Source organism: Ruminococcus sp. CAG:330 (assembly GCF_000437175.1).
GTDB lineage: Bacteria > Bacillota > Clostridia > Oscillospirales > Ruminococcaceae > Ruminococcus_C.
Map to the genome: position 1 here is coordinate 26,651 of NZ_FR898048.1, position 12,998 is coordinate 39,648.

The following is a 12,998-nucleotide window of genomic DNA, read 5'->3' on the forward strand; positions in this document are numbered from 1 at the left end:
CTGGTATCGGTGCAGACAGAGCCAGCTGGTGACAGTCACCGCAGATCAGGCGCAGGAACTTCCGGCGGAATCCGTGGTGTATTTCCGGCAGAAAGACGACCGCTGGAGAGCCGATGCGCTGGGCGATTCCAGATATCACATGGCGGATTCCGGCTGTCTGGTGTGCTGCGTAGCATCGGCGCTGCAAATGCAGCACCTCTCTGTGGAGGGTCTGCCGGCAGATGCTGATGCCGGACAGGTGAACGAATTTTTTTCGGCGCACGGCGTCTATGACAGCGAGGGCAATTTGCAGTGGGAGGTATTGGAGCAGGTGACCGGACTCACCGCAGAGGAGCGTGACGCTGCTGCGCTGGACGAGTGCCTGCAAAATGGCGATGATCCCATTGTGCTGGTGAAGATGCCGAAAAGCGGCAGCTTTCATTTTGTCCTGCTGGTGGGCAGTTCGGACGGCGAGTACCAGTGCATGGATCCGCTGCAGCCGGAGGAGCAGACCGTTCCGCTCTCTTACTTCGGCAGCCGGATTTACGGGATGCGGGTCTTACATGCGTGAGTGCCGGATCCCAAAAAGAAAATCCAAATTCTGTTCTGTATTGCTCATCTAAAATGAAAATCAAAGTTCCCAATATATCCATATATTTTTAGGACAATACATCTCAACAATATAAAAAAGAATTGGGACTTAGATTAAAAGGTGAATAAATGAGTATTACAATAGATAATTCGACGAATATTATGCATTGGGAACACGACGATGTATCATATGAATATAAAATTGATTCTACTGGACGGGCATTTGCTTACATGTCTGGCGATTATATTTTTATTGAAATATATAACGAAGGTTGCTCATCTCATAGAGTGATTTCTGTTAAGGGTGAAAATGTAATTTGGTATAATGCTTTAGGGAATGTGAGTATTTTCACTGATTCGTTGGTCACTCTACATTTTTCAGGCTTTCGTGATTTATGCTTAGCATCGCCTGGATATTTTATTTTGACAGATACTCAGTTGATAAAAATAGACAATTATGGAAAAGAAGTTTCTAGGATTTCACCTCCTTCGGGATACAAGTTTTCAAGATTCTTTTGTTCATCTCCTCTATCTGTAATTTGTGAGCAAATCACTGGTACATCTGATAAATACGGAAGAAACGACTGGAAATTTGAATTTGATTCATTATTGCTTGAATGGAAATTGATATCCGTTGTTCAATGATTAGAGTATATATGAATTTTGCAACTGATAAACTTGATACCAGTTATGAGTATGATGATTTAAGTGAATCTAACTCAAGCCCAGAGGATGAGTTTACTGTATGGAAAGAGGGTGTTGTGAAAACTTTGGAGATTTAATTTGAAATGATTACTGGACATCAACAATGAGCTGCTTTGTTGCTGGGACTCTAATCATGACGGCGGTTGGACTCGTTGCAATCGAGAACATTAAAAAGTTGTGAGGTTACATATGTTAGTGTTTAAATGCTATCAATAATGAGGTTAAATCGTGTATTGCTGGTGATTAGGCTAGTTGAGATTTTGGTGTTTCACTTTCTGGTGTAAATCATCAGCGGCAATACATTAGAGAATTGGGACAAAAGAAAAAGAGGTGAGATCAAAGCATGTATCTGCAATCCTTGGAGCTGCAGGGCTTCAAATCCTTTCCCGATAAGATCAAGCTGACCTTTGACAAGGGGCTGACAGCAGTCGTCGGTCCCAATGGCAGCGGAAAGAGCAACATCGGTGATGCCGTGCGCTGGGTGCTGGGGGAACAGTCCACCAAGACGCTTCGTGGCAACAAGATGGAGGATGTCATTTTTTCCGGCACGAAAACACGGAAACCCATGGGGTTTGCCGCAGTTACGCTGGAGATCAACAACGCAACCGGTGAACTGGGGGAGGAATATGGTGCGGTAGTCAGTGTTACCCGAAAGCTGTATCGCAGCGGTGACAGTGAGTACCGTATCAATGGCAAGAGTGTCCGTCTGAAAGACGTGACGGAGCTGTTTATGGATACCGGTATGGGACGGGATGGCTATGCCATCATCGGACAGGGACGCATTGCGGAGATCGTCAGCGCCAAGAGCACCGACCGGCGGGACATTTTCGAAGAAGCAGCCGGTGTGTCCAAGTTTCGGTATAAGAAACAGGAGGCGCAGCGAAAGCTGGACGGCGCACAGGAAAATCTGGTGCGTCTGCTGGATATTGTGGCTGAATTGGAGGCACGGGTAGAGCCTCTGCGGAAACAGGCGGAAAAGGCAAAGCAGTATGTGGAGCTTGCCGGACAGCAGAAGCAGCTGGAGGTCTCCCTCTGGGTGCGCCGGCTGATGGCGCTGCGGGAGAAGCTGACCGCACTGTCGGACGGCTGCCTACAGGCGCAGGCGGAGTACCAGAATGCAGAGCGTGAGGTGCAGCGTGCGGATACGCAGGTGCAGGAGGGCTACCGTAAGATGCAGGAGAGCACTCTGCATATGGAAGAGCTTCGGCAGAAACTGCGGGAGGCAGATCAGGAGACGGCGAACCTGCAGTCCGCCATTGCCGTCTGCGAAAACGAAGTGGTGCACAGCGAGGGCGCAATCGCCGAGCTGGAACGCCAGATGGCACTGATTGCTGAGCAGTCCGAGGCAGCAGAGAACCAGTTTCTGGTGCTGCAAAAAAGGCAGGCGGAACTGGAACAGCGTCAGGAAAAATTGCAGGCGCAGAGCGGCGAAGTGGAACAGCGGTGGAAATCGCTGGAACAGGCGGCAGCTCAGCAGGGCGAGGCCTGCGAAAAGAGCAGCGCACGGATGCAGCAGCTTCTGATGCAGCAGAGTGAACTCCGTGTGATGCAGGAGACGGCAGCCGGCCAGCAGCAGGAACTGCGGGCGCAGATCACCGAACACGCCATGCGTTGTCATGCGCTGGGACAGGCAAAGGAGACGCAGCAGTCCGCCTATCAGACGGCGGAACAGCAGGCGGCTCAGGCAGCGGAAACGCTTCAGCAGGTACAGAACCGGCGGGACGGCTTCCAGCGGCGCTATGCCAATTCTGTGCAGGCGCTGGAAAACGGCAAAAAGCAGCAGGAACAGGCGGCGTTTGCTCTGCGGGAAAAGCGCCAGCGCCAGAAGCTTTTGCAGGACATGGAGCGAAACATGGAGGGCTTTGCCGGAAGTGTCAAGTCGGTGCTCCGTGCAGACGGCGGAAAGCCTCACGGCGTTTTTGGCACAGTGGCGCAGCTTATCACCACCAATTCCCGCTATGGCGTGGCGCTGGAAACGGCGCTGGGCGGTGCGATGCAGAATCTGGTGGTCGCAGACGAAAACGCAGCGAAGCAGTGGATTCGCCATCTGGCAAAGAACCGTGCCGGACGTGCGACGTTTCTGCCGCTGACCTCTGTGCGGGGCAGAACGCTTACGGAATCCGGTTTGGAGCGCCACGAGGGCTTCATTGATCTGGCGTGCAATCTGGTGCAGTATGATCCGCAGTATACGGAGATCGTCCGGTTTCTGCTGGGACGCATTGCGGTGGCGGAGGATCTGGATACGGCAACGGCGCTTGCCAGGGCGTATCAGTACCGCTTTCGCATTGTGACGCTGGACGGGCAGATCATCAATGCCGGCGGTTCGTTCACCGGCGGTTCTGCCCAGCGCTCCGGCGGAATGCTCACACGGCGTGCCGAGCTGGACAGCCTTGCTGCTGCCATTCGGACACTGGAAGAGCAGGAGGCGCAGGCTTCCGCAGCGCTGGAAAAAGCAAAGCAGCAGTCCCGGCAGCTCCAACAGCAGATGGAGGCGCTGCAGGACGAGTGCCGGCGTGCGGAATCGGCGAGCCTTGCTGCCAATGCACAAGTGGAAAAGTTCTATTATGTGCAGCAGCAGGCTGCGGAACGTCTGGAAGAGGCACAGCAGCAGCACAGCGCCTGTCAGCAGCGCCTGAGAGAAACCGAACAGAGTCTGCGCACCGCACAGGAAAAGGCAGTGCAGACTGCCAAAGAACTGGAACAGGTGCAGCAGAGCATTCAGCAGGAGGGCGACAAACGTCAGGCACTGCAGCAGCAGCAGGAGGAACTGGCACAGCAGCGTGCGGAATTGAAAATCCAGCTGGTTTCCTTAGAGAAGGATCGGGAACAGCTCGCTGAGAGCCTCTCCCAGCAGACGCAGGCGCAGCACTCCATGGAACAGCGTCTGGCGCAGACCAGGGCGGACATCGCTGCACAGAACGGGAAGATTGTTCAGAAAAAGCAGCAGGCGCAGGAGAACCGGGCACGTCTGGAACAGCTGAAAACAGAGAGCAAGACCAATGCGGAACAGATTCAGCATTGGCAGCAGGTGCACGACACACAGGATCAGAACATCCGGCAGATTCAGGCAGGGCTGCGGGAGATCAACGACAGCCGGGAGAAAATCTCCGGCGAGATCAGCCGTCTGGAGGAGCGGAAAATTGCCGTCCAGAGCGACTATGACGGCGTGGTGCGCCAGCTGATGGAACAGTACGAGCTGTCCGTCTCCGAGGCACAGCAGGCAGCACAGCCGCTGGAGGATTTGCAGGCGGCGCAGCGGGAATTGCAGAGCCTGAAAGCAAAGATTCGTGCGCTGGGCACGGTCAATGTGGCGGCGATCTCCGAGTATGAGGAGGTCTTTGCACGGTATCAGTTCCTGACCGCACAGGTACAGGACGCACAAAAGGCGAAGCAGGAGCTGGAGGACTTGATCGAGTCCCTCACAACGGAGATGCAGCGCATCTTCTCCGAGAGCTTTTCCATCATCAACCGGAACTTTCAGGAGATTTTCCGGGAGCTGTTCGGCGGCGGAGAGGCACGGCTGGAGCTGACCGATCCGGAACAGGTGCTGGAATCCGGCATTGAGATCAAGGTTGCCCCGCCGGGAAAGGTCATCAAGAACCTGATCTCCCTGTCCGGCGGCGAGCAGTCTTTTGTGGCGATCGCCATTTACTTCGCCATTCTGCGGCTGCGTCCCTCGCCGTTTTGTATTTTGGATGAGATCGATGCGGCGCTGGACGAGGGCAACGTGCGGAAGTATGCGCAGTATCTGCGAAACTTTACGGATACCACGCAGTTCATTCTGGTAACGCACCGCCGGAGCGCCATGGAGGAGGCAAATGTGCTCTATGGCGTGACCATGCAGGAGGACGGCGTTTCCCGTCTGCTGCGTATGGAGCAGGAGGAGTTCGCCGGTCTGGAGGAATCCGCTGCTCCGAGAGGATAACACGACAGGAAAGGATGAGTGGACATGGGTTGGTTTGGCAAGAAAAAGGATAAGAAAGAGAAAAGCGTTCCGTTCTGGCGGCGTGGCAGGGAAACCGAGAATCTGGTAGAAACAGATGCGCCGGAGAGCACCGAGGAGGCGGAGGAGATCGCTGCTGCTGCGCTGGAAGAACAGGAGACGCAGGAGCAGGACGAGATCGAACGTGCACGGCAGGCGGCACTGGAAGCTGCGGAGAAGTCCGAGCTTCGGAAGGAGGCCATTGCGCTGGCACGGCAGGCAGCTATGCAGGCATCCGGAGAAACAGAGGAAGCGCCGGAACCGGCAGAGGATTCGGCGGAAGACGATGCAGTGCCGGAGAAAATGCCGGAAGCAGAGGAGCCGGAGCAGCCGGAAGAATCTCCCGAAGCGGAAGCGCCGGAACAGGATGCGGAAGCAGAGGAAACGGAGCCGGCAGAAGCATCGGAGGATGCAGAACCGGCAGAAGAACCTGCGGAAGCATCAGAGCCGGAGGAAGCAGAGCAGCCGGAAGAACCGGAGGACATCTCCGGGGAATCGGAGGAGGTCCCGGAAGAGGAGCCGGAGAAGCCCAAGAAAAAGGGCTTTTTCACCAAGATTCGGGACGGTCTGCGGAAAACCAAGGATGCCATGATTGCTCGGATGCAGCAGGTGGTCAACACGTTCACCAAGATCGACGACGACCTGTTCGATCAGCTGGAAGAGACCATGATCATGAGCGACCTCGGACCGGAGACCTCCGTGGAGATCTGCGAGACGCTGCGGAAACGGGTGAAAGAGCGTGGCGTGACCGATCCAAGCCTGATTATGGGCATGATTCAGGAGATCATCACCGAGATGCTGGGCGAGGATCAGACGCTGGAGTATCCCACCAAGCCCACCGTTGTGGTTGTCATCGGCGTCAACGGTGCCGGAAAGACTACCACCATCGGCAAGCTGTGCCATCAGCTGAAATCCGAGGGCAAGAAGGTTTTGGTTGCCGCTGCGGATACATTCCGTGCAGCTGCCATCGACCAGCTGGAAGTCTGGACGCAGCGTGCCGGCGTGGATATCGTCAAGCACGCCGAGGGTTCGGATCCGGCATCGGTGGTCTATGATGCCATTGATGCTGCCAAGGCACGTGGCTGCGATGTGCTCATCTGCGACACTGCCGGACGGCTGCACAACAAGAAGAACCTGATGCAGGAGCTGGCGAAGATCAACCGCATCATTGAAACACGGGCGGAGGGCTGCCATCAGGAAGTGCTGCTGGTACTGGATGCCACCACCGGACAGAATGCTGTCAATCAGGCACGGCTGTTTCAGGAGGTTGCGAATATCACCGGCATTGTGCTGACCAAGCTGGACGGCACCGCCAAGGGCGGCATTATCGTTTCCATCCGCAATGAACTGGGCATTCCGGTGAAGCTGATCGGCGTGGGAGAAAAGATTGAGGATCTCCAGCCGTTCCACGCCGAGGACTTTGTCCGTGCTCTGTTTGTCCCCACAGAGGAGGAGTCAGAATGAATCGAATCGTGATCGCATCGAACAACGCCGGAAAACTGCGGGAAATTCGGGATATCCTACAGCCCCTTGGCTTTACCGTGGTCTCCCAGCAGGAGGCAGGCATTTCCATTGAGGTAGAGGAAAACGGCGAGACGTTCGCCGAAAACGCAGCGCTGAAAGCACGTGCCGTATACGAGGCACTGCACTGTCCGGTTATCGCCGACGACAGCGGACTGCTGGTGGATGCGCTGGACGGCGCACCGGGAGTACACTCCCACCGCTTTGCCGGAGAGGGCGCTACGGATGCAGACCGGAATGCGAAGCTGCTGGAGCTGCTGGACGGTGTTCCGGCAGAAAAGCGCACGGCACGGTTTGAATGTGTGCTCTGCTATGTAGATGCAGCCGGAGAGACCCATTTCTTTTCCGGCACCTGTGAGGGCAGGATCGGCACAGCGCCGGCAGGGGAAAACGGCTTCGGCTATGACCCGCTGTTCTGCGTGGGCGACCGCACCATGGCACAGATGACAGAGGAAGAGAAGAACCAGGTCAGCCACCGTGCCAATGCACTGGCGGAGCTGGCACGATATTTTCAGGAAAAGTAAGGAGAATCACAGATGTTGACAAGCAAACAGCGTTCGACACTTCGCGGCATTGCCAGCAAGTATGAGACGATTTTACAGGTGGGAAAGGGCGGTATCAGCGAAGCACTGGTGCAGCAGGTTAAGGATGCGCTGCGGAAGCGTGAGCTGATCAAGATGCGTGTGCTGGACAACTGCCCGCTGGATGCCCGGGAGGCAGCCGAGGAACTGGCAGCCCGGACAGGTTCGGAAGTGGTACAGGTCATCGGCAGCCGCTTTGTCCTGTTCCTGCGCAATCCCAAGGAACCGGTCGTGCAGTTCTGATGCAGCGCATCGGACTGTTCGGCGGCAGCTTTAATCCCATCCATAACGGCCATCTGCATCTGGTGCAGACGGCAAAGGAGGGGCTTGGGCTGTCCCATGTGTATCTGATTCCGGCACGGGTCTCGCCGTTTAAACAGACGCAGACTCCTGCTGTTTCGGCAGAAGACCGCCTTGCCATGTGCCGTCTTGCCGCAGCGGAAGTGCCGGACTGCAGCGTGGATGCCTGCGAATTGGAACAGGCACGTGTGAGCTATACCATCTATACAGTACAGGAGTTTCACCGGCGGTTTCCGGAGGCGGAGCTGGTGCTTCTGCTGGGCAGCGACATGTTTTTGCAGTTCCAGAACTGGCATCGCTGGCAGGAAATTCTGGAGCTTGCCGCACTTGGCGTAGTCTCCAGAGAAAAGGACGATCAGCAGGCACTTCTGGCACAGCAGCAGTTTTTGTTGCAATATGGCAAAATTTTTGTTTGCCATGCCGCAGCCTACACCATATCTTCTACAAAAATTCGGGAAAGCATCAAAAATCACAAAGATTTTTCTTGCTATTTGCCGCAAAAAGTAGTACAATATATAGTATGTCATCGATTGTACCAGTCGGAAGAAATGATGGAGGGAGCATCTTGCGATGAAAGTGGATTTGAAGTCCTATGAACAATATCTGAAAGAGCACCTGTCGGAAAAACGGTTTCAGCATTCCGTCAATGTCTCGGAGGCGAGCGCAGCGCTGGCGGAACGCTTTGGCTGTGTGGATCCGGAGAAAGCACGGTTTGCCGGACTGGTGCACGATATCTGTAAGGAAGAACCGGAGGATGTGCAGTACACCTGGATGATGCGCTCTCCGATGGATGTCTGCGAAGAGGAGCGAAAGGCGTTCAAGGTATGGCACGGCATTGCCGGCGCAGAGATGCTGCGGACGCAGTTCCATGTGACCGATGAGGACGTGCTTCGTGCCGTGCGGTTCCATACCGTGGGACGCTGCGGCATGTCTCCCCTGGAGCAGATCGTCTATCTGGCAGATATGATCTCGGCAGAACGGGACTATCCCGGCGTGGAGGAAATGCGCCGGAAGACACAGGAGAGTCTGGCGGACGGAATGTATGCCGCACTGGTGGCATCGCTTCAGAAGTTGCTCCATCGTGGCGCACTGATCCCGCACCATACGGTAGAAGCCTATAATGAATACGCCGCAATGCTGCAAAAAAAGGAAGGATGAATCTGGCATGGCAAACAAACGCAGACCGGACAGAAGAAGCAGGGGTGCTGCACCGCAGGAATACGGGTATGTACCGACGTCTTCTCAAAAGAAACGTGGAACGCTGCGGGATAAGCTGATCATCGCAGCGAGCATCATCGTTAGCGTGGTGCTGATTTTGACCATGGTTTTGAACGTACCGATCATTGCCTATGAAACGGTGGATGCAACAACCATCACCACACGTCAGGTTTCCATCATGAAATACTGGAAGCTCTGGCAGCCGCTGGTGCAGCAGGAGGGCACGCTTTCCAAGGTGGATTCGGCAGATGCCTCCGCACTGAAGCTCAAGAGCGATCTGGACGGTGATCGGGATGACGGTCTGGATCTGAATCAGACCATCGAGGGACAGTATACCATTCTGTTTCTGGGCATGGACGAGAGCGGCGAGCTGTCCGACGTGGACTGGATTTTGCAGCTGGATCTGATTGACGGCACCATGAACATCCTTCAGATTCCCCGTGACTGCTACATGCCGGACTATGCCTCCTATTCCACGGCAAAGTTCAACAGCATTTACAGCGGCGGACAGGAAACCGGCGTCACACCCATTCAGCGTGTGGTAAATGCCATCGAGGAAAACTTCTGCGTTTACGTAGACTGCTATGTCAAGCTGAACTGCAAAGATATCGCCAACATTGTAGACTCCATCGGCGGTATCCCCATTACCCTGCCGGAGGAGATTCTCTATGAGGCAGACAAGGTGCTGCCCGCCGGCGAACAGGTGCTGGACGGACAGCAGGCAGAGTGGTTCGTCCGCTTCCGCCACGACTATGCGGAGGGCGACATCGGACGTGTCAAGGCGCAGCGTATCTTCCTGGCAGCAGCCATGCAGAAGATGCTGAACATGAGCCAGACCGAACTGATGAGCGCCATGCAGAAAATTTATAAGAATCAGTGGATTGCCACCGACCTCTCGCTGGAACAGGTCAGCATGGTAGCAGATTTCGCCTCCGCCCGTCTTTCCATGGACTCCGTCAACGTCTTTATGGTGCCGGGCGAGGGTGCGACCTACTATCCTGGAGACGGCTCCAGCCAGTCGGTCTATTCCATTCATAAGTCGGCGACCATCGGCATTTTGAACGCCCACTTCCGCCCGTATCAGAACGAGATCTATCCGGAGGAGAGCACCATTGTTGAACTGGTGCCGGAGGGCTATTATCAGGCGACCGCATATGACGACACACAGGAAAATCTCTCGGATATCAGCGACGGAAACACTGAGGACGGCGCACAATAACAGCGAAGAAAGGATTATGATATGACACAGCAGGAAATACTGGAAGTGATTGTGAAAGCATTGGACAGCAAGCGTGCAGAGGATATTCAGGTGCTGCATGTGGGCGAGCTGACCATTCTGGGCGACTATTTCATCATCGCCAATGGTACCAGCACCACCCACACCAAGACACTGGCAGACGAGGTGGAGTACCAGCTCTCGGAACGGGGTCTGGAACCCATGCACCGGGAGGGCCGCGGCAACGGCTCCAACTGGATCGTGCTGGATTATGCCGATATCATTGTGCATATTTTCTATAAGGAAACCCGTGATTTTTACCAGTTGGAACGCCTCTGGGCGGACGGCGAGCCGGTGGACATCTCCGCTTGGACGAAGGCAGAACAGTAAGCGCCGGTGCGCATGCAGAACGCTGTGGAAAGGATGATTTTGTATGGCAGAAGCAGGAAAAAAGTGGGTATTTGGCATTGGATTGTATTTGGTCGTGAAGTCGGTTCTGAACCTGATTCTCGGCTTCTCCGGCGCCAATATTGTGATGCTGATCCTCGCCGTTGCGGCGCTGGTGCTGATGCTGGGACGGATCCCGTACATTCAGTACATCGTCGCAGTATGGCTGGTGCTGATGTTCCTCGTCAATCTGGGCGGCAACCTGAGCAATCTGGGAAGCCAGTGGATCTATCTGCTGGAAGGGCTCCTGGATGTCGGCGCTGCTGCAGTGTTGGTATTTGAAAAGAATGTTAGGGCGTTTTTTGGTAAATAACAGCGGGAAACCGAAAAAGTCAAAGACGGAATGGCGAATACTTTTTGTGGTTCTTGTCTTTTGGATCGCAGTGCTTGTCAAATTTCTTTTACCGGACGGCAGATGGCAGATAATGCGTCAGCTACAAGATGAATATGGGGAAGCGTTTACGATTTGTGATAGCCATATTCAAAAGACAGACAGCGGAATCTATACTTTTTATACGGTTTCACCGAAAGAAAATCCAGATGTGGTGTTTATTGTCATATCCGGTTGGTCAAAGGGTCGTTGGGATGGTTTGCTGCCAATCTGGCATTTTCCGCACAAAAGTGTGCGTGAGAATTATAAGACAGCTGCCTGGGCGGCTTTTTGTCAGGAGCATCAAATCAATACGATGGTAACAGAAGAATTTGTCATGGCATTCGGGACACCGCAGGAGAGTGAACATCTTGACTTTGATTTTATTGAGGGGAATCCCTCTTTTGATATGACGTCGGACAGCTTTTCTGAAACAGCAGAAGAGATCTACGCACTTTACTGTGATTTTTGGGATACGTCGCCGTTTTCTCATCTGAGAACCGAACCGGACAATGCGTATCAGACCACATACGCAATCTATGTGAAGTTTTACCATGCCGGACGGGAAATTGAGAGAGAGGACAGTCATGTTCGTATAAGATGCCAGTTTGACCTGAATGAAACATGGAGCTGTGACAGTATCGAAGAAAAATTGAGAGAAACGGCGTCACAGCCCTGGAAATATGTTGAGTAAATTATAATTAAAGGAATGATACACATGAGCAACAAGTATGATTTTGCCGCAGTGGAACCCAAGTGGCAAAAGTATTGGGAGGAACACGGTTCGTTCCGTGCAAAGGAAGACCACACCAAGCCGAAGTTCTATGCGCTGGTGGAATTTCCGTACCCGTCCGGACACGGCATGCACGTGGGCCACATCAAAGCATATTCCGGTCTGGAGGTTGTCAGCCGGAAGCGCCGGATGCAGGGCTACAATGTGCTGTTCCCCATCGGCTTCGATGCCTACGGTCTGCCGACGGAGAACACCGCCATCAAGACCGGCGTACATCCCCGCAAGGTAACCGATGACAACATCGTGAAGTTTACCGGACAGCTCAAGCGTGTGGGCTTCTCGTTCGACTGGTCGAGAGTGATCGATACCACTGATGAGCATTACTACAAGTGGACCCAGTGGATTTTCCTGAAGATGTTCGAAAAGGGACTGGCATTCCGTGACAAGACACTGGTCAACTACTGCCCCAGCTGTAAGGTCGTTCTGTCCAACGAGGATTCTCAGGGCGGTAAGTGCGACATCTGCCACAGCGAAATCGTGCAGAAGACCAAGGAGGTCTGGTATCTGCGCATCACCGAGTACGCAGACAAGCTGCTTCAGGGACTGGAAGAGGTGGACTATCTGCCCAACGTCAAGCTTCAGCAGCAGAACTGGATCGGCAAGTCTACCGGCGCATTCGTGAACTTCGCCGTGAAAGAACACGCAGACGAGAAGCTGCGCATCTATACCACCCGTCCGGACACCCTGTACGGCGTGACCTTTATGGTCATCGCACCGGAGCACCCCATCATCCAGAAGTATCGGGACAGCATCGCCAACATCGCCGATCTGGATGCCTATAAGGCAGAGTGCGCCAAGAAGAGCGAGTTCGAGCGGACACAGCTGGTCAAGGACAAGACCGGCGTGAAAATCGAGGGACTCACCGGCATCAACCCCATCACCGGCAAGGAGATTCCCATCTACATCTCCGACTATGTGATGATGGGCTACGGCACCGGTGCCATTATGGCAGTGCCGGCACACGATACCCGTGACTATGACTTTGCCAAGAAGTTCGGCATCGACATCATCGAGGTCATCAAGGGCGGCGATATCTCCAAGGAAGCTTACACCGGCGACGGGGAAATGGTAAATTCCGGCATCCTCAACGGCATCACCAACAAGAAGGATGCCATCGAGAAGATGCTGGAAGTGCTGGCAGAAAAGGGCTGCGGCGAAAAGGGCGTGCAGTACAAGATGAAGGACTGGGCGTTCAACCGTCAGCGCTACTGGGGCGAGCCGATTCCCATCGTGTACTGCCCGAAGTGCGGTATGGTACCCGTGCCCTACGAGGAACTGCCGCTGCGGCTGGCGCC

13 protein-coding genes are annotated in these 12,998 nt (G+C 54.3%); all 13 read left to right on the forward strand.

What is annotated here, in order from left to right:
* Positions 1-550 (forward strand): hypothetical protein (locus tag QZL66_RS05755; RefSeq protein WP_293601893.1); only part of this gene is annotated, 550 nt, incomplete at its 5' end.
* 149 nt (positions 551-699) lie between these two features.
* On the forward strand, positions 700-1,215 hold the full coding sequence (locus QZL66_RS05760; RefSeq protein ID WP_022410781.1) for a hypothetical protein: 516 nt from the start codon (positions 700-702) through the stop codon (positions 1,213-1,215).
* A gap of 403 nt (positions 1,216-1,618) precedes the next feature.
* Entirely contained in the window at positions 1,619-5,200 is a 3,582-nt protein-coding gene (gene smc, locus QZL66_RS05765; RefSeq protein ID WP_022410783.1) for a chromosome segregation protein SMC, read from the forward strand.
* A 645-nt stretch (positions 5,201-5,845) separates the two neighbouring features.
* A complete protein-coding gene (gene ftsY / locus QZL66_RS05770) occupies positions 5,846-6,721 on the forward strand; it encodes a signal recognition particle-docking protein FtsY (RefSeq protein ID WP_293601900.1) in 876 nt (291 codons plus the stop codon).
* Positions 6,718-7,302 (forward strand): XTP/dITP diphosphatase, encoded by a 585-nt coding sequence (locus QZL66_RS05775; RefSeq protein WP_022410785.1) that lies wholly within the window; start codon positions 6,718-6,720, stop codon positions 7,300-7,302. Before ftsY ends, QZL66_RS05775 begins: the two co-directional genes overlap by 4 nt.
* A 12-nt stretch (positions 7,303-7,314) precedes the next feature.
* Positions 7,315-7,602, forward strand: coding sequence for a YhbY family RNA-binding protein (locus tag QZL66_RS05780; protein ID WP_022410786.1), 288 nt, complete (start codon positions 7,315-7,317; stop codon positions 7,600-7,602).
* Complete coding sequence (gene nadD / locus QZL66_RS05785; RefSeq protein WP_022410787.1) at positions 7,602-8,255, forward strand: nicotinate (nicotinamide) nucleotide adenylyltransferase; 654 nt, start codon at positions 7,602-7,604, stop codon at positions 8,253-8,255. Before QZL66_RS05780 ends, nadD begins: the two co-directional genes overlap by 1 nt.
* Positions 8,230-8,817: a bis(5'-nucleosyl)-tetraphosphatase (symmetrical) YqeK gene (yqeK, locus tag QZL66_RS05790; protein WP_022410788.1), complete on the forward strand. Its 588-nt coding sequence runs from the start codon at positions 8,230-8,232 to the stop codon at positions 8,815-8,817. Before nadD ends, yqeK begins: the two co-directional genes overlap by 26 nt.
* Before the next feature lie 7 nt (positions 8,818-8,824).
* On the forward strand, positions 8,825-10,096 hold the full coding sequence (locus QZL66_RS05795) for an LCP family protein (RefSeq protein WP_022410789.1): 1,272 nt from the start codon (positions 8,825-8,827) through the stop codon (positions 10,094-10,096).
* Between the two features lie 21 nt (positions 10,097-10,117).
* Positions 10,118-10,483, forward strand: a complete 366-nt coding sequence (rsfS, locus tag QZL66_RS05800) for a ribosome silencing factor (protein ID WP_022410790.1) — start codon at positions 10,118-10,120, stop codon at positions 10,481-10,483.
* 43 nt (positions 10,484-10,526) lie between these two features.
* Positions 10,527-10,853, forward strand: a complete 327-nt coding sequence (locus QZL66_RS05805) for a hypothetical protein (protein WP_022410791.1) — start codon at positions 10,527-10,529, stop codon at positions 10,851-10,853.
* On the forward strand, positions 10,792-11,604 hold the full coding sequence (locus QZL66_RS05810) for a hypothetical protein (RefSeq protein WP_293601894.1): 813 nt from the start codon (positions 10,792-10,794) through the stop codon (positions 11,602-11,604). Before QZL66_RS05805 ends, QZL66_RS05810 begins: the two co-directional genes overlap by 62 nt.
* 24 nt (positions 11,605-11,628) lie before the next feature.
* Positions 11,629-12,998 (forward strand): leucine--tRNA ligase (leuS, locus tag QZL66_RS05815; protein ID WP_293601895.1); only part of this gene is annotated, 1,370 nt, incomplete at its 3' end.